The 17,668-nt window shown below is 67.2% G+C and carries 13 protein-coding genes, 1 tRNA gene and 1 pseudogene; 7 read left to right on the forward strand and 8 right to left on the reverse strand.

The genetic code is table 11. The annotated features are described in order from the left end of the window. From AC1DU4_RS24125 to AC1DU4_RS24135, 3 genes are all read right to left on the reverse strand, one after another. The coding region (locus AC1DU4_RS24125) for a ribose-phosphate diphosphokinase (RefSeq protein WP_477844193.1) at positions 1-873 on the reverse strand (873 nt) is incomplete at its 3' end. Further along, complete coding sequence (gene glmU, locus AC1DU4_RS24130; protein WP_477844195.1) at positions 870-2,348, reverse strand: bifunctional UDP-N-acetylglucosamine diphosphorylase/glucosamine-1-phosphate N-acetyltransferase GlmU; 1,479 nt, start codon at positions 2,346-2,348, stop codon at positions 870-872. The genes AC1DU4_RS24125 and glmU, both read right to left, overlap by 4 nt. 31 nt (positions 2,349-2,379) lie before the next feature. After that, positions 2,380-2,450, reverse strand: a tRNA-Gln gene (locus AC1DU4_RS24135). A 132-nt stretch (positions 2,451-2,582) separates the two neighbouring features. On the opposite strand from AC1DU4_RS24135, the gene AC1DU4_RS24140 reads away from it, so the two are divergent. The 5 genes from AC1DU4_RS24140 to lhgO all read left to right on the forward strand — a co-directional run bounded on the left by AC1DU4_RS24140 (position 2,583) and on the right by lhgO (position 9,906). Further along, positions 2,583-3,221 carry a TetR/AcrR family transcriptional regulator gene (locus AC1DU4_RS24140; RefSeq protein ID WP_477844196.1) on the forward strand — a complete coding sequence of 213 codons (639 nt, stop codon included), beginning with the start codon at positions 2,583-2,585 and terminating at the stop codon, positions 3,219-3,221. A gap of 166 nt (positions 3,222-3,387) precedes the next feature. After that, positions 3,388-4,023, forward strand: a complete 636-nt coding sequence (locus AC1DU4_RS24145) for a ScbR family autoregulator-binding transcription factor (protein WP_477844198.1) — start codon at positions 3,388-3,390, stop codon at positions 4,021-4,023. Between the two features lie 204 nt (positions 4,024-4,227). Then, the gene (gene mfd, locus AC1DU4_RS24150) at positions 4,228-7,806 is read left to right on the forward strand and encodes a transcription-repair coupling factor (protein ID WP_477844211.1); all 3,579 of its coding nucleotides are present in this window, start codon (positions 4,228-4,230) and stop codon (positions 7,804-7,806) included. Continuing rightward, a complete protein-coding gene (locus AC1DU4_RS24155) occupies positions 7,803-8,687 on the forward strand; it encodes a nucleoside triphosphate pyrophosphohydrolase (protein WP_477844200.1) in 885 nt (294 codons plus the stop codon). The genes mfd and AC1DU4_RS24155 overlap by 4 nt, the downstream gene beginning before the upstream one ends. A 28-nt stretch (positions 8,688-8,715) precedes the next feature. After that, complete coding sequence (gene lhgO, locus AC1DU4_RS24160; protein ID WP_477844213.1) at positions 8,716-9,906, forward strand: L-2-hydroxyglutarate oxidase; 1,191 nt, start codon at positions 8,716-8,718, stop codon at positions 9,904-9,906. 66 nt (positions 9,907-9,972) lie between these two features. Here lhgO and AC1DU4_RS24165 read toward each other — a convergent pair whose 3' ends face one another. Together AC1DU4_RS24165 and AC1DU4_RS24170 are read right to left on the reverse strand one after the other, a co-directional pair. Beyond that, positions 9,973-11,130 carry an acyltransferase family protein gene (locus AC1DU4_RS24165; RefSeq protein ID WP_477844202.1) on the reverse strand — a complete coding sequence of 386 codons (1,158 nt, stop codon included), beginning with the start codon at positions 11,128-11,130 and terminating at the stop codon, positions 9,973-9,975. Positions 11,131-11,695: 565 nt separating this feature from the next. Beyond that, entirely contained in the window at positions 11,696-12,391 is a 696-nt protein-coding gene (locus AC1DU4_RS24170) for a methyltransferase type 11 (protein ID WP_477844204.1), read from the reverse strand. Positions 12,392-12,560: 169 nt separating this feature from the next. Here AC1DU4_RS24170 and AC1DU4_RS24175 point away from each other — a divergent pair, with 169 nt between their 5' ends. Then, positions 12,561-13,826 carry a glycosyltransferase family 4 protein gene (locus AC1DU4_RS24175; protein ID WP_477844206.1) on the forward strand — a complete coding sequence of 422 codons (1,266 nt, stop codon included), beginning with the start codon at positions 12,561-12,563 and terminating at the stop codon, positions 13,824-13,826. Further along, positions 13,823-14,842, forward strand: a pseudogene (gmd, locus tag AC1DU4_RS24180) (GDP-mannose 4,6-dehydratase); the annotation flags it as partial. The gene AC1DU4_RS24175 and the pseudogene gmd, both read left to right, overlap by 4 nt. A 52-nt stretch (positions 14,843-14,894) precedes the next feature. Here the strand turns inward: gmd and AC1DU4_RS24185 are convergent. The 3 genes from AC1DU4_RS24185 to AC1DU4_RS24195 form a co-directional block, all read right to left on the reverse strand. Beyond that, positions 14,895-15,854 carry a GDP-L-fucose synthase family protein gene (locus AC1DU4_RS24185; protein WP_477844215.1) on the reverse strand — a complete coding sequence of 320 codons (960 nt, stop codon included), beginning with the start codon at positions 15,852-15,854 and terminating at the stop codon, positions 14,895-14,897. Continuing rightward, on the reverse strand, positions 15,851-16,447 hold the full coding sequence (locus AC1DU4_RS24190; protein ID WP_477844208.1) for a WecB/TagA/CpsF family glycosyltransferase: 597 nt from the start codon (positions 16,445-16,447) through the stop codon (positions 15,851-15,853). The genes AC1DU4_RS24185 and AC1DU4_RS24190 overlap by 4 nt, the downstream gene beginning before the upstream one ends. Positions 16,448-16,672: 225 nt before the next feature. Next, a complete protein-coding gene (locus AC1DU4_RS24195) occupies positions 16,673-17,602 on the reverse strand; it encodes a glycosyltransferase family 2 protein (protein ID WP_477844210.1) in 930 nt (309 codons plus the stop codon). Positions 17,603-17,668: the final 66 nt, after the last annotated feature.

The following is a 17,668-nucleotide window of genomic DNA, read 5'->3' on the forward strand; positions in this document are numbered from 1 at the left end:
CTTCTCCTCGGGGATCGGCAGCGTGTTGGTCGCGATGACCTCCTTGGCGCCGCACGACGCGAGCCGCTCGGCGGCCGGGTGGGAGAAGATCCCGTGCGTGGTGGCGATGATGACGTCGCCCGCGCCGGCGTCCTTGAGCACCTTCACCGCGCCGGCGATGGTGCCGCCGGTGTCGATCATGTCGTCGATCAGCACGCAGGTGCGGCCGCTGACGTCACCGACGACCCGGTTCGACTTGACCTGGTTGGGCACCAGCGGGTCGCGGGTCTTGTGCACGAATGCCAGCGGCGCGCCGTCGAGGGCGTCGGCCCACTTCTCGGCGACCTTGACCCGGCCCGCGTCCGGGGAGACCACGCAGATGTTCTCGGTGCCGTAGTTCTCACGCACGTACTCGGCGAGCTGGCCCTGCGCGTGCATGTGGTCGACGGGGCCGTCGAAGAAGCCCTGGATCTGGTCGGTGTGCAGGTCGACGGTGATGATCCGGTCCGCGCCCGCGGTCTTGAGCAGGTCCGCGATCAGGCGGGCCGAGATGGGCTCACGGCCGCGGTGCTTCTTGTCCTGCCGGGCGTACGGGTAGAACGGCAGCACCGCGGTGATGCGCTTGGCGGATCCACGCTTGAGGGCGTCGATCATGATGAGCTGCTCCATCACCCACTGGTTCAGCGGCGCGGGGTGGCTCTGCAGGACGAAGGCGTCGCTGCCGCGCACCGACTCCTCGAACCGGACGAAGATCTCGCCGTTCGCAAAGTCCGTGGCCGTCTGCGGGGTGATCTGGATGTCGAGTTCCTTGGCCACCTGCTCGGCCAGTTCGGGGTGGGCGCGACCGGAGAAGAGCATGAGGTTCTTCTGGTTGTCGATCCAATTCGCGGTCACTGCTCTTCGCCGTCCTTGTTCGTGTTCTCGATGTGTTGCTGCTGTGCCCGCGAGGCCGCCTCGGCCGCCGCAGTGCCGGGTCGGTTCCGCTCGACCCAGCCTTCAATATTGCGCTGCTTGCCTCCGGAGACGGCGAGCGCCCCCGGCGGAACGTCGAACCGCAGCACCGTTCCGGCTCCGGTGTAAGCACCGTCACCCACCTGCACCGGAGCGACGAACATGGTGTCCGACCCCGTCCGCACGTGCGACCCCACCACGGTACGGCTCTTGCCGACCCCGTCGTAGTTGACGAACACGCTCGACGCCCCGATGTTGCTGTGGTCGCCGATGGTCGCGTCGCCCACGTAGGTCAGGTGCGGCACCTTCGAGTGCGCACCCACCTCCGAGTTCTTCACCTCGACGAAGGCCCCGAGCTTGCCGGCAGCGCCGAGCACCGTGCCGGGACGCAGGTAGGTGTACGGCCCGACGGTCGCGCCCGCACCGATCGTGGACCGGTCGGCGTGCGTGCGGACGACGGTGGCGCCTTCTCCGACGGTGACGTCGGTGAGCGTGCTGTCCGGGCCGACGACCGCGTCCTCGTCGATGGTGGTGCGTCCGCGTAGCTGGACGCCGGGTTCGAGGGTGACGTCGCGGCCGATGGTCACGCCGACGTCGACCCAGGTCGTGGCGGGGTCGATCACGGTGACGCCGGCTCGCATGTGGGTCTCGAGAATGCGACGGTTCATCTCCCGACCCAACGCCGCCAACTGCACCCGGTCGTTGGCGCCTGCGACCTTGACCGGATCTGCGAGCAGGGCTGAGTAGACGTCGCGACCGGTCTCGCGGGCGATCTTCAGCACGTCGGTGAGGTACAGCTCTCGCTGCGCATTGTGGGTGTTGAGTCGGCCGAGCGCGTGCCGCAGCACCGCGGCATCGAAGGCGTAGACACCCGAGTTGACCTCGGTGATCATGACCTGCCGCGGCGTTGCGTCGGCATGCTCGACGATCTCCATGACATCGCCGTCCGAATTCCGGACGATGCGGCCGTAGCCGTTCGCGTCGTCCGGAACGAAGGTCAGCACGGTCACCGCGGCAGGCGTCGGCGCCGACAGGTGCTCGTCGAGCAGTCCGTGCAGGGTGTGGCCGTCGAGAAGGGGCACGTCCGCGGAGGTGACGACCACGGTGCCGGCGAAGTCTGCCGGCAGGGCGCTCAGGCCGCACGCGACCGCGTGGCCGGTGCCGTTCTGCTCTTCCTGGACTGCCGTGGCGATCTCGAGGTCCAGTTCCTTCGCGACCTCGGCGACCGCGGCGCCGACGGCCTCGCGGGCGTGACCGACCACGGTGACCAGGTGGGCCGGCTTGAGTTCGGCCGCTGCGTGCAGGGAGTGGGCGAGCATCGTGCGACCGCCCAGGGTGTGCAGCACCTTGGGGGTCTTGGACCGCATTCGCGTCCCTGCTCCCGCAGCGAGGACTACTACGGCGGTCTCGACCGGCATGAATCTCCCTCGAAAAGTCGTCGTTCTCGCGCTCCGCCGCCAGGACTCGAACCTGAACTATCTGAACCAAAATCAGAGGTGCTGCCATTACACTACGGCGGATCATTACGACAGCGGAGTGCTATCAAGCCTGGACCGACGCGCCCGCTGTGCGCCCACGATCTTCGCATGCGGGCGCCGAATCGGTCGAACCGCATCGCCGAAAATACCCGACCGGCCGATAGGCTGGCCGACATGTCCCGACCACCGCAGGCCACTCCCGACCGACCGGCCCGGACCCGGATGACCGGCACCCAGCGCCGGCAGCAGCTGATCGAGATCGGCCGCAGCGTGTTCGCCGAGCGGGGGTACGAGGCGGCGTCGATCGAGGAGATCTCCACCCGCGCCAACGTCTCCAAGCCGGTCGTCTACGAGCACTTCGGCGGCAAGGAAGGGCTGTACGCGGTGGTGGTGGACCGGGAGATGTCCACGCTGCTGGAGATGATCACCTCCTCGCTGACCCAGAACCGCTCCCGGGTCCGGGTCGAACGGGTCGCGTTGGCCCTGCTGACCTACGTCGAGGAACGGACCGACGGTTTCCGGATCCTCGTCCGTGACTCGCCGGTCGCGGCCAAGGAGGGCACCTACTCGAGCCTGCTCAACGAGGCGGTCAGCCAGGTCGGGCACATCCTGGCGGGCGACTTCTCGCGGCGCGGGCTCGACGCGGCGCTGGCCCCGCTGTACGCGCAGGCGCTGGTCGGGATGGTCGCCACCACCGCGACCTGGTGGCTCGACGAGCGCACCCCGTCCAAGGAGGTAGTCGCCGCGCACCTGGTGAACCTGTGCTGGAACGGCCTGACCAACCTGGAGGAGAACCCGCAGCTCGGGGAATAGCCGGTGGTCCGTGGGTTCCTGACGTCGACGGTGCGGACAATCCAGGCGCCGTACTGCCGAGTCCGTCCCTACCGCGACTCGCAGTCGCAATCGGGGGAAGTTCACCAGTCAGGTGTTACGTTTTCGACCACATTTGACAGGTAGTCGGTCACCAGAGGCGGGGTGGATGGTCAGGCAGGAACGGGCCGAGGCGACCCGGAACGCGGTCCTGCTCGCGGCGGCGGAGGTGTTCGCGCGGTTGGGATACGCGCCGGCGAATCTGAGCGAGATCATCGCCGCGTCGGGTGTCACGAAGGGCTCGCTGTACTTCCACTTCGCGTCCAAAGAAGATCTGGCTCGCGGCGTGATCGACGAGGGCAGCCGACGGCTCGAGGCGGCCTGCGCGCCGCTGTCCGACCTGCGAGATCCCGCGCTCGAGGTCATGATCGGCCTGTCCTACCTGGTCACGGACGTGGCAGCCGCGGATCCCGTCGTCGCCGCGATGTTCCGCCTGCACCACGAGATCGGCGATCACCGCGGGACGGGCGACAACGTCGTCGCGACGTGGCAGAAGTACCAGGTGGCGCTGGCCGCTCGTGCCGTGGCGGAGGGCGACATCGTGCCCGACGCCGATGCCGAGGCGATCGGGATCTTCACCTTCGAGACGCTGTTCGGCGCACGCGTGGTGGCGCACGCGACCGGGACGCTCGATCAGCTCCCGGCCCGGATGGAACGCGCCTGGTACTACATGCTCCCGGCGTTGGTGGGGGAGGAGAAGGTTTCCTACTTCCGGCAGTTCGCGGCGCGACGTTCCCGTCGCTGACCGGGCAGCGCGGGCTGTCGGTACCCGGGCCTAGAATCCACTGTGGTCGTCCGCGTGGCGTCCGAAACCCGTTCGGCAAGCTCAGGAGCATCGACGTTGCCTTCCCGTACTCCGCACGACCCGAGCCCGGCAGCCACGGATCCGTCGCCCTACCCGTTGGCGGGGGTGTTCGCCACGGCTGTCGCGGACGTCGCCTTCGACGGGGTGCGCGCGGCCCTGGGCCGCACCGACCTCGCCGTCGTCGCGCCCGCGCCGGCCCGTCCGTTCGTCGCTGCCGCGATCGCCGAGCACGCGCAGCTGTTGCTGGTCACCGCGACCGGACGCGAGGCCGACGACCTCACCGCCGAGCTGCAGGAGGTGTTCGGGGCCGCCGTCGCGCAGTTCCCGTCCTGGGAGACCCTGCCGCACGAACGGCTGTCCCCGGGCGCGGACACCGTCGGACGACGGATGCAGGTGCTGCGCCGGCTGGCCCGTCCCGACGACGCCGACTACGGCCCGCCCCTGCGGGTGGTGGTGACGACCGTCCGCTCGCTGGTGCAGCCGATGGCGCCGGGCCTCGGCGAGATCGAACCGGTCACCCTGCGCGTCGGCACCGAGACGCCGTTCGACGGGTTGATCCAGCGGCTGGTGGAGATGGCCTACACGCGGGTCGACATGGTCGGCAAGCGCGGCGAGTTCGCGGTCCGCGGCGGCATCCTGGATGTGTTTGCTCCCACCGCCGATCATCCTGTGCGGGTGGAGTTCTGGGGCGACGAGGTGACCGAGCTGCGGGCCTTCTCGGTGGYCGACCAGCGCTCGCTGCCGGAGCTCGAGGTGGCCGCGTTGATCGCKCCGCCGTGTCGTGAGCTGCTGCTCACCGAACTGGTCCGGGACCGGGCCGCGGCGTTGTCCGCCGACAACCAGGCCGACGCCGCGCTGGTCGAGATGCTCGACAAGCTGTCCGCCGGCATCCCCGTGGAGGGCATGGAGGCGCTGCTGCCGGTGCTGCAGGGCGGCGAGCTGGTGCTGCTCACCGACGTGCTGCCCGAGGGCACCCACGTGTTGCTCTGCGACCCCGAGAAGATCCGAACCCGCGCAACCGATCTGGTGCGGACCGGCCAGGAGTTCCTGGAGGCGTCCTGGACCGCGGCCTCGATCGGCGCGGCCGCCCCGCTGGACACCTCCACCCTGGACACGTCGAGCGTCGGCGGCGCCGGCATCGACCTGGCGGCGTCGGCCTACCGGTCGCTGAGGCACGTGCGGGAGAGCGTCGAGGCACAGGGCCGTCCGTGGTGGACGGTGAGCCCGCTGGCGTCCGGCAACGCCGACGAACTGGTGCTCGACGTCAAACAGGCGCCCGAGGTCCGCGGCTCCGACGACCTGCTCGCCGAGTTGTTCGTCTCGCTGCGTGCCCACGTGAGCACGGGTGGGCGGGCCGCGATCGTGGTCGCTGGCGCCGGCACCGCGCTGCGCGTGCGCGAGCGCCTGGCCGAGGCGGAGGTGCCGGTGGCGGCCCTCGAACCGGGCGCGGCGCCCGCCCGCGGCCAGGTGAGTGTGCTGTGCGGCAGCCTGCACGACGGCCTGGTGCTCGCCGGCTCCGACGACGTCCCGGGCCTGGTGCTGATCTCCGAGTCGGACCTGACCGGCAACCGGGTGGCGGCGGTGGGCGACGGCAGGCGACTGCCCGCCAAGCGGCGCAACCAGGTCGATCCGCTCGCGCTCTCCGCGGGCGACATGGTGGTGCACGACCAGCACGGCATCGGCCGCTTCGTCGAGATGGTCGAGCGCACCGTCGGCGGGGCCCGACGCGAGTACCTCGTCATCGAGTACGCGGCCAGCAAGCGGGGCCATCCCGGCGACCGGCTGTTCGTGCCGATGGAGTCCCTCGACCAGCTCTCCCGCTACGTCGGCGGCGAGCTGCCCGCGCTCTCGAAGCTCGGCGGGTCCGACTGGACCAATACGAAACACAAGGCGCGCAAGGCAGTTCGGGAGATCGCGGGTGAGCTTGTGCAGCTGTACGCGGCCCGGCAGGCCGCGCCCGGTCATGCGTTCGGCCCGGACACGCCGTGGCAGCGCGAGATGGAGGACGCGTTCGCGTTCACCGAGACCCAGGACCAGCTGACGGTGATCAGCGAGGTCAAGGCGGACATGGAGAAGCCGGTCCCGATGGACCGCGTCGTCATCGGTGACGTCGGCTACGGCAAGACCGAGATCGCGGTGCGCGCCGCGTTCAAGGCCGTGCAGGACGGCAAGCAGGTGGCCGTGCTCGTCCCGACCACCCTGCTCGCGCAGCAGCACCTGCAGACCTTCACCGAGCGGATGGCGTCGTTCCCGGTCAAGGTGCGCGGGCTGTCCCGGTTCACCGATGCGGGGGACTCGAAGGAGATCATCGCGGGCATGGCCGACGGCGAGGTCGACGTCGTGGTCGGTACCCACCGGCTGCTGCAGACCGCCGTCCGCTGGAAGGACCTCGGTCTGGTGATCGTCGACGAGGAGCAGCGATTCGGCGTCGAGCACAAGGAACACATCAAGGCGCTGCGCACGCACGTCGACGTGCTGACGATGTCGGCCACGCCGATTCCACGGACGCTCGAGATGAGCATGGCCGGGATCCGCGAGATGTCGACAATCCTCACCCCGCCGGAGGAGCGGCACCCGATCCTCACCTACGTGGGCGCCTACGCCGACAAGCAGGTGGCGGCGGCCATCCGCCGCGAACTGCTGCGGGACGGCCAGGTGTTCTACGTGCACAACCGGGTCAGCTCGATCGACAAGGCGGCCAAGCGGCTTCGGGAGCTCGTGCCCGAGGCGCGGGTGGTCGTCGCGCACGGTCAGATGAACGAGGAGACCCTCGAGAAGACCGTGCAGGGCTTCTGGGAGCGCGAGTTCGACGTGCTGGTGTGCACGACGATCATCGAGACCGGGTTGGACATTTCCAACGCGAACACCCTGATCGTCGAGCGGGCCGACTCGTTGGGCCTGTCGCAGCTGCACCAGCTGCGCGGGCGGGTCGGCCGCAGCCGCGAGCGCGGCTACGCGTACTTCCTGTACCCGCCGGAGAAGCCGCTCACCGAGACCGCCTACGACCGGCTCGCGACCATCTCGCAGAACTCCGACCTCGGCGCCGGCATGGCCGTCGCCATGAAGGACCTCGAGATCCGCGGCGCCGGAAACGTGTTGGGTGCCGAGCAGTCCGGTCACGTCGCGGGCGTCGGCTTCGACCTGTACGTGCGGCTGGTCGGCGAGGCGGTGGAGGCATACCGGGCCATAGCCGACGGCCGCCCGGTCACCACCGAGGAGGCCACGAAGGAGGTGCGCATCGACCTGCCGGTGGACGCGCACATCCCACCGGACTACGTGACCAGCGACCGGCTCAGGCTCGAGGCGTACCGGAAACTGGCGGCGGCGGCGGACACCGACGCGATCGCCGCGGTCATCGACGAGCTCGTCGACCGCTACGGCCCGCTCCCGGAGGAGGTCCAGCGGCTGGTGTCGGTCGCCCGACTGCGCCTGCTCTGCCGCGAGTACGGCATCGAGGAGGTTTCGGTCGCCGGGACGCAGCTCAAGATCGCGCCCATGCAGCTCCCCGACTCGAAGCAGCTGCGGCTCAAGCGGATCTACCCGAGTGCCCAGTACCGGGCCACCAGCGGGATGGTGCAGATGCCGTTGCCGCGCACCGGTTCCGGCGGGATCGGCGCCGACCGGGTGCGGGACGTGGAGCTGCTGCAGTACATCGCGGACTTCCTGCTCGCCATGGCCGGCAAGGCCGCGGGCGCCGTCGACGTGTCGTCCGTGACGCGATGACTGTCGTCCTGCTCGACCCGCGTCGGCCCGACGTGGTGCCCGCCGAGGCCGTGCCGCTGCTGCGGGGGCCGGTGGAGTACGCGGAGGACGTGCCCGCCGAGGTGCGTGAGGTGCTCCGGCTGCCGCACCAGCCCGGTGCCCTGGTGCTGGTGGCGATGGACCGCGACAGCGCCGCGGTGCGGCACCGGACCGGGTCCGGCGAAGCAGTGGTGGCGGTCGAACCGTCGCCGGGGGAGGGGCTGCTCGAGGCGGTCGAGGTGATGGACCGGCTGTGGGGATTCGGCGGCTGGGAGGTCACCCAGACCCACGACTCGCTGCGCCGCTACCTGCTCGAGGAGACCTACGAGTTGCTCGACGCCGTCCAGGAGGAGGACCCGGAAGGGGTCCGGGAGGAGCTCGGGGACCTGCTGCTGCAGGTGCTCTTCCACTCGCGAATCGCCGAGGCGGCGAGCCAGTTCACCGTCGACGACGTCGCAGGCACCCTGGTCACCAAACTGGCAAGGCGCAGCCCGCACCTGACCAATGGCCACACCGGACCGATCGACGTGGCAGACCAGGAGGCCGCGTGGGAGGTGGCCAAGGCCGCGGAGAAGGCCAGGGCGTCGTGCATCGACGGCATCGCGATGGCGCAGCCCGCGCTGGCACTGGCGGAGAAGGTGATCGAGCGGGCCACCAAGGCGGGCCTGCCCGCCGACCTGGTCCCGGCGCAGTTGCGCGAGGTGCGGCTCGGCGGGCCGGGCAGTGCGGAGGACGAGTTGCGCAAGGCGACGCTGGCGTTCGTGGCGCGGGTCCGGGCCGCCGAAGTCGCCGCGCATGCGGACGGGATCGAGCCGGGGCGGCTCGACACGGACGCGTGGGCGCGATACTGGATCGCAGATTAGCTTTCCGCCGCACAATGTGGGGGTGTCGATGTACGACTACTGCGTCATCGGCGGGGGCATCGTCGGAGTCGCCACCGCCCGGGAGGTCCTGCGCCGGCGGCCCGGAGCGAGCCTGCTGTTGCTGGAGAAGGCCGACCGGCTCGGCGCGGCGCAGACCGGACACAACAGCGGCGTCATCCACTCGGGCATCTACTACCAGCCGGGCAGCCTCAAGGCCGAGCTGAGCAGGCGCGGTGCTGAGATGACCAAGGAGTTCGCCGCCGAGCACGGCATCGCCTTCGACGTGCGCGGCAAGCTGTTGGTCGCGACCGACGCCGTCGAACACGCGCGAATGCGGGCGCTGTACGAGCGTTCCCAGGCCAACGGGCTCGACGTCGAGGTGCTCGACGGTGCCGAACTGCGGCGTCGCGAGCCGGCGGTCACCGGCACCGGCGCGTTGTTCGTGCCCACCACCGGAATTGTCGACTACCGCAGGGTCACGGAGGTCCTGGCGGACCTCGTCCGAACGTCGGGCGGCAAGGTCCGCCTCGGCGTCGAGGTGGTCGGCATCGCCGAGTCGGGGGATCGAGTGGTCGTGGACAGCCCTGCGGGTTCGTGGTCGGCCCGACGCCTGGTCGTCTGCGCCGGGTTGCAGGCGGATCGGATGGCTCGGCTCGCCGGGATCCGCACGGACTTTCAGATCGTGCCGTTCCGGGGCGAGTACTTCGAGCTTCCGGCGCATCGATCGGAGCTCGTGCACCACCTGATCTACCCGATTCCCGATCCGGACCTACCCTTCCTCGGGGTGCACCTGAGCCCTACCGTCGAGGGTCGGCTCACGGTCGGCCCCAATGCGGTGCTCGGGATGGCCCGCGAGGGGTATCGCAGGTTCAGTTTCGCGCGCAAAGACGTGTGGGAGTATGCGAGGTTTCCGGGGCTCTACCGTTTTGCCCGCGCGAACGTCCGTACCGGCGTCGCCGAGTTGCGCGATTCGCTGTCCAAGCGGGGGTACCTCGCGCGGTGCCGAAAGTACTGTCCTGATCTGACATTGGACGATCTGCGGCCGAGAGAGGCCGGGATCAGGGCGCAGGCAGTTCTGCGTGACGGGACATTGGTGCACGACTTCCTGATCGAGCAGACGACTCGCTCGGTTCACGTGCTCAACGCGCCGTCGCCGGCGGCGACGGCGGCCCTGCCGATTGCGGAGGCGATTGCACGCAGGCTGCTCGCAGAGGACTGAGCGGGGGCCGCGGACCGACCGACAGAGACATCCGCACTGTCGGCCCCGGTCGGTGCCGCCAGATCGTCATGGAGTTCGCTGGCGTGGGACCATGGTGAGGTCGTGCCAGCGCTCGCCGATCGACTTCCGGTGACCTGTTTGGCATTCCGGCCGCAGGATTGCCTGCCGACGCGTCGACTTCTCGCCGAGCAAGAACGTCTGAATCAGCCACGATCTGCGCGACGCGAGTTGAAACGCGATTGGTGCGGCAATGCCGATCAGCAGGGCGAGGGTGAACAACTCTGGGCGACCGTACACGCCGACATGCTCAAATGCCATGCGGGAGCCTGCTGTGGCGAAGACATGCAGTAGGTAGATTCCGAACGAGAACCCGCCGATCCAGGCCAGTATTCGCGCATGTAGGAGGTTACGCGCCGAGTAGATCAAGACCACGGCCGTGGCTCCGACAGCGACGGCAATCGCCCGGTTGGAGTACTCGTCCGGCTGGTACACGCCGAAGATGGTGAGCAACCGGACCGTGTAGATGCCAGCGAAGGCCGCCGTCGCGATCGCGGCTCGTCCGCCGCGCAGATCGAACAGTCCGTAGCGACGCAGGCCATAGCCGAGCAGGAAGAACGGGAGTAGTCGCAACGCTCCGCTGACGGTGAAGACGTCGACCTCTGCAGGAACGTGAACAACGACGAACGCAATCGCGGGGACAACCGTGGCGACTGCCCAACGGCGACGCGAGGCGAGAACGCCCGAACTGTCCAGGATTCCGACAACGAGGAAGATGAGAAAGATCGACTGGAGGAACCACAGGTGCTCGAATCCGAACAGGTAGACGCGCCAGGGCCCGGTACCTTGCGGTTTCGAGTTGGTACCCGGAACGACAAGCTCCAGAACGTAGAGTAGGGCGCCGACCGTTATCAGTGGGAGTAACAGGCGTCGCGACTTTCCGGCGATGAGCTGCGGATAGTCGTTCCATCTCTCGACTGGGCGCACCGCGTAGACGTACCCGGAGATCAAGGTGAACAGCGGTATCCGGATGTCTGCGAGGGCGAGGTAGGCGTACCGCCATGGTGAATTGTCCGGTACCAGGATCCCGCGATTCGCCGTCGCGCCGATCACATGTCCGGCGACCACAAGCACCACCGCAATGCCGCGCAGCGCCTGAATTGCGGGTTCTCTTCGGCGGGCTTGCGGCACAACGGTGTCCGCGGGAGATGGGTCTGTTTGGGACATTGACCTCCCCGATCAAGCGAGACCCGCACCTTGACCGGTGAGGTTTCGGCACGGTCGATGCCTTCACCTATTTGGGTCGACGCACGATGCAGGTGGTGGACCGCTCAGCCCTGACCGTCGAGCAGAATCGACGTCACTGGAGGGCATCGCGTGACCAGTTGCCGTGCGGCCGCCACATCATCATCGATCATAACCGATTCAAGGTCTGGTGAACGGGTCGATATACGACTTGTTGTCCATCATCAAGGAGAAAAACCAGGTCCGGGACGGTTCTAGACGGTATGGGGGACCCTCAACTCAGCGCCGGCGGTTACCCACACCGCCTAGTCGAATCACCACTGACAGCAGAGACTGGCATGTCCCCAGTAGGCGAGTCCACGATGATCTAGGGTCCCGTTGCCCCTGATATGGGCTCGAAGGACGATGGAGATCATGGCTGGATCTATCTGTTGCAGAACGGCCTCAAGGTAGCCTGCGGTCTGGTCACGTACTCGAAAGCCCACCTCGCCGCAGCAGTTGCCAGTGGACCTAAACGCTCATCTCGCGGCCATGGCGCATGCCAGGGTCAGAGGACAGCGATGAGCGACTTCGGAACTCCGAGCACCCGTTCCCGCACAATCGCGGAGGTTGGGAAGTAGTCCCGCATTTCGGTAGCCCCCACCAACTCCGTCCAGAGGACGGAATCGACAGCATCGTCGTAGCTTTCCGGTCTTGTGTGCACCAGGGGCCAGTGCATTGCGATCGCCACGCGGACAGCAACGGGCATGAACTGCATTCCCGGGAACAGCCAGTGTGGCTCCACGGGAAAATATCTGTAGGGGGTCTGCACCCAGTGCCGCGGCGCCAACTGGCGGACTTGCCGGGCCAGGTCCATTCGTCGGGCGTGCCCACCCACATGCTCGATGAGTGAGTTGGAGAACACCAGATCGAAATGCGGGTCCACGCCCACGCTCTCGAGCGTCTCGGCGGCCGCGCACGCGTCACCGGTCAACGGGGTGATCCAGCCCGCGTCCGACTCGCCGGGTTCGAAAAGGTTGAGCACGGTGACGTGGTGTGGTCGGACCGGAGCCCGACGCCAGGCTTCGACAGTTCCGCCCAAGTCCAGGACGCGCAGGCTCTCGATCGTGGGAAAGGCCTCGGCGAATACCCGCCAGCGCCGCGCACGCGCCGCGGCGCCCAGAGATGTCGGTGAGTCCACGAGGATTCGCCGCAGGCGAGCTGCCGACTGTTGCCGCCARTCGACTGAGACCTTTTCGCTCATGTGCCCTACCTCGAGATCGACGGCGGGTTCGCTTCAGTCTACGACCGGTTGAGGCGCCATCACAGTCGATCTCGCGGATGCGGCCCGCAACCAACCGAAGCGGTTGTACGAGGTCATGTAATTGCAACTCACCCCAATCGGTGGACTCGGGCCATTACGCTCGGTAACTGTGACCGGTGACCGGATCCGACTCGCAATTCTCGGGATCAACTACGTACCCGAGTCGACCGGAATCGCGCCGTACACCGCTGGACTCGCGACCGGTCTCGCCGCCCGCGGACATGACGTCCAGGTCTTGACCGGATACCCGCACTATCCGCAGTGGCGGCGCGCGGACGGGTACCCGGGCTTGCGGTCCGAGGAGTATCAAGGATCCGTGCGGGTCCGCCGGTTCAACCACTCCGTGCCGGCGCGATACTCCGGCCGAGGGCGTGCCGCGATGGAACTGACCTTTGGGGTACAGCTCCTCACCGCCCGATGGGGTCGGCCTGAGGTAGTGGTTTGCGTGAGCCCCCCGCTTCTCGCTGCTGCACTGGCCGTCATTCGCGCACGGTCGACTCGACATCGGCCGGCAGTCGGATTGCTCGTACATGACGTGTACAGCCGGGCGGTCGTCGAGACAGAGGCGATGTCGGGTGCCCCCGCCACTGTCGTGCGTACGCTCGAGGCGGCAACCGCCCGGGGTGCCGACGGCGTCGCGGTCATACACAGCGGTTTCACCGCGGACCTGGTGGACAGGCTCGGCGTCGACAGGCGCCGGATCCGCGAGATCCGCAATTGGACCCACATCGCACCACCGGATGCTCGCGCCAGCGCCGCCTTTCGCGCCGCGCGTGACTGGGCCGACGACGACATCGTCGTCCTGCACGCCGGGAACATGGGCGCCAAGCAGGGCCTCGAGAACGTGGTTGCAGCCGCCCGGATGTCCGGTGGTCACCAACGCCGGGTCCGGTTCGTCCTGCTCGGGGACGGTAACCAACGCGCTACACTCCGGGATCGAGCGGCTGGCGTCGCCGCCCTTGAATTCTTGCCTCCGGTCCCAGAGCGCGAGTTCTCGGCCGCACTGGGAGCGGCGGACGTACTACTGGTCAACGAGCGGCCCGGGGTCGCGCAGATGGCGGTCCCCAGCAAGCTGACCTCCTACTTCACCTCGGGTCGGCCGGTCCTTGCGGCGACCGACGCGGACGGGTTCACCGCGGGCGAGGTCGCTGCGTCGGGCGCGGGAATCTGCGTGCCTGCTGGCCGGCCTGACCTATTGCTGCGCGAAGCCGTTCGCCTCGGCACCGACCGGGCACTCGCGCGGCAGCTCGGAGACGCCGGTCGTCGCTACGTCGCGTCGACCTTGTCCGCAGACACGGCCCTCGACCGATACGAGGAGTGGGTCGTGGACCTCGCGGCGACCCGGCGGGTTCGCGTAGGGGAGGAGCACAGATGACCCGGCGTGCGCTCATCACCGGAATCACCGGTCAGGACGGCTCCTATTTGGCGGAGTTCCTGCTGAACAAGGGCTACGAGGTGCACGGAGTCATTCGCCGTGCCTCGACCTTCAACACCGGCCGGATAGACCACCTCTATGTCGATCCGCACACTTCCGGCGCCCGGTTGTTCCTGCACTTCGGGGACCTGGTGGACGGCGCTCGGCTGATTACCCTTCTGTCCCGGATCGTGCCCGACGAGGTGTACAACCTGGCGGCACAGTCACACGTGAGGGTCAGCTTCGACGAGCCCGAGTACACGGCGGACACCGCGGGTCTGGGCACTGTCCGCCTGCTCGAGGCCATCAGGCACCTCGACCTGAACTGCCGCTTCTACCAAGCATCCAGTTCGGAGATGTTCGGATCCTCGCCGCCGCCGCAGAAGGAGGACACACCGTTCCATCCGCGGTCGCCCTACGGCGTGTCGAAACTGTTCTCGTACTGGACGGCTCGCAACTACCGGGAGGCCTACGGGCTCTTCACCGTCAACGGCATCTTGTTCAACCACGAGTCGCCCCGGCGCGGCGAAACCTTCGTCACGCGCAAGATCACCCGCGCGGTGGCTCGCATTCATGCCGGTCTGGATCGCCACCTGTACCTAGGCAACCTCGACGTGGTGCGGGACTGGGGCTACGCGCCCGAGTATGTCGAGGGTATGTGGCGAATGCTGCAGGCCGATACCCCCGACGACTACGTCCTCGCAACAGGGGTGGGCCGTTCGGTGCGCGAATTCCTCGCATTGGCGTTTGGGCAAGTCGGTCTCGACTGGGAGGACTACGTGCGATTCGACGACCGCTACCTGCGTCCAGCGGAGATCGACACGGTGATCGGCAACTCGACGAAGGCCCAGTCGGTGCTGGGCTGGAAGGCGCAGGTGCATGCGCCGGAACTGGTGAGGATCATGGTGGCCGCAGACATTCGTATGCTTGAGGATGGCGGAGGGAATTGGATCGACACCCCGAAGCTGCCGGGATGGGTGCCGGCGCAGCGAGGCGCGACAGCACGCGAGTCGGCCGAGGTAGCGAGAATCAGGCGCGGTAGTCGTCCTGGTGGGCGATGAACCACTCGTAGGTGGACCGAATGCCGTCGACGAGCCGGGTGGAGGACGTCCAGCCGAGTTTCGTCAGCTGGTGCACATCGAGAAGTTTGCGGGGCGTGCCGTCCGGTTTCGATGTGTCCCACAGGATCTCGCCTCGGTATCCGACGACCTCAGAGACCATCCTCGCCAGGTCCGCAACGGCAATGTCGCGCCCCGTGCCCACATTGACCGGTTGGTCTCCGTCATAGTGATCGAGTAGGTGGTGGCACGCGTAGGCGAGATCGTCGACGTAGATGAACTCGCGTCGGGGGCGCCCTGTGCCCCAACAGGTAACCTCCGGTTCTCCCGCTCGGACGGCGTTGTGGAACCGGAGGATCATCGCGGGAATCACGTGACTGGCAGCCGGGCTGAAGTTGTCGCCTGGACCGTACACATTCGTGGGCATCGCGGTGATGTACGGAAGGCGGTACTGCTGACGGATCGCTCGGAGGTGGGCGATCCCGGCGAGTTTTGCGATTGCGTAGCTTTCGTTGGTCTGCTCCAGTACTCCGGTGAGCAGGGAACTCTCCCGAATCGGTTGATCGGCGTACTTGGGATAAATGCAACTCGATCCGAAGAAGAGGAGCCGTTCGACTCCGTGCGCCATGGCATTGTCGAGAAGATTGACCTGGATGCGGAGGTTGTCGGAAATGAACTCTGCGGGCCGGGCAGCGTTGGCGGCAATTCCGCCGACGCGGGCGGCCGCGGCGATCACGACCTCTGGATGCACCCCGTCGAAGAACGCCGCAGTGGCCTCGGCGTCGCGCAGATCGAGTTCTGTGGAATCGAGACCGATGAGGTTCTTGAACCCGCGATCTGTGAAGTGTCTCCACAGGGCCGAACCCACCAGACCGCGGTGACCCGCGATGAAGATTCGGGTGGACGACGTGATCGGAGTGAATGCGCTCATGGGTACCCCGACTCGTCCGGCAACCATCTCGACCCGACCAGCCGGGCGAGGGCCACATGCTCGAAGAACTCCGGTATTCCGATCACATAGCGGCGCGCGAGCCTCCTCGGTTCCCGATAGAGCCGGTAGGCCCATTCCGTCCCGGAACGGCGCATGACCTGGGGGGCGCGCGGCACCTTGCCGCCCAGAAAGTCGAGAATCGCACCGCCGTTGACGATCAGAACCGGAGCGGACAACTGCTCGCGGAGGCGGATCGCGACGTCTTCCTGCTTGGGCATGCCCATGCCGAGGATGACGAGCTCCGGCTTGGCTTCCCGCGCGAGGTCACCGTACGTATCGGCGGGTGCAAACCCGTGGTGGCACGCCACCACCTCCAGGCCTTCGTGCTCGAGCCTCTGCTTGGCGGTGAGAAGCCATGGGGAGCGCGTGCCGAACAGTGCGATCCGTCGACCCGAATACGATCGAGCCAGTCGCGGAATGAAATCCGTGCCGTCCATGTTCAGGCCAGGCGTCCGGCCGAAGGCCCTGAGTCCCAGCTGCACGCCCAGACCGTCGCGGAGCAGCAGATCCGAACGCAACAGGGTGTCGATCATGGAGGGTGTTCTCCACCCGAGGTTGGCTGCGTGCGCGTTGACGAACGAGACGACGTAGGGCCGGGGTGGATGCCGTAGGTCCTCGAGCAGTGCGTCCTGGGCACCCTCGTTGTCGATGCAGCAGATGCGTCGGTGCAGTTCGAGGAAGGCTCGTGCGCGAGTGACGGCCGTGAGCCGGAGGGCGCCCGCACCTGTCGATCCGTCCGGTTCCGGATTCACGGCGAATCACGCAACCGGTCCGGCGAGGGATTCTCGGCACCGAGAGGTCGTGCTGGGCGCCAGTCGCATGTGCCGGGCGAGTTGTCGGAATTTCGCCATCCGGCAACCTGAAGGGGCGAGTTGTGCACGAACGGATTTCTTCAGTACGGCAACTATCCACTGACGACGTGCCTTGGTCCTCGTCGGCCGATCTAGATCGTCGTTGGTGGCCAGGCTCGACAGTATCCACAGTCGGTCGAGCCACGCTTCGTCCGTGGCGTCGTATTGCGCGGTCAGCGTGTCGTCGTGCTGCACTCGCACTGAGAGTTCGCGGTCGACCCATGCGGCGTCGGATCGCGCGAGGACACGCAACCACAAATCCATGTCGCTGTAGCTTCGCTGTTCAATGCTGAATCCACCGACCTCGGTCAGCAACGACCGGCGCAGCATTACGGAGGTGGGCTCACCGATCCAGTTGCCCCTCGATCCTTCGTCGACATATCGACGTACGATTCCCATTCCATCGTTGACGTCATCGAGAGGTTCCAGCGGTGTGTGGAGGGTTCCGATCAGCACACCCCATTTGGGATTCGACGATTCGATTCGTCTTCGTGCGAACGCGAGCCCGACGCGTCGATCGGTGAATGCCGGGACGAGCTGTGCCAGGCAATTCGGCAGGAGGCGATCGTCTCCATGGACGAACTGAATCAGCTCGCTGCGAGCGAGCCGGATGCACCGGTTGTGGTTGGCGATTGGGCCGATGTTCTCGGCGTTCTCGAGCAGGCGAATGCGGGGGTCGTCGAATGCCTTCACGTGCTGCACCGTGGAATCTGTGGACGAATTGTCGACGACGAGGCATTCGAAATCTTGGTAGGTCTGTTCAAACACGCTCTCCAAGCACGCATCGATCGAGCGTTCGGAGTTGTAGACCGGAATGCACATTGTCACTGCCGGCATCAGGCCCCCGCCCCACCGTCATCCGCGGTTCGAGTAGGTCCGCTGTTCGTCGGCGCGCCATCAGAC

This window comes from Rhodococcus sp. P4_F5, assembly GCF_056401315.1.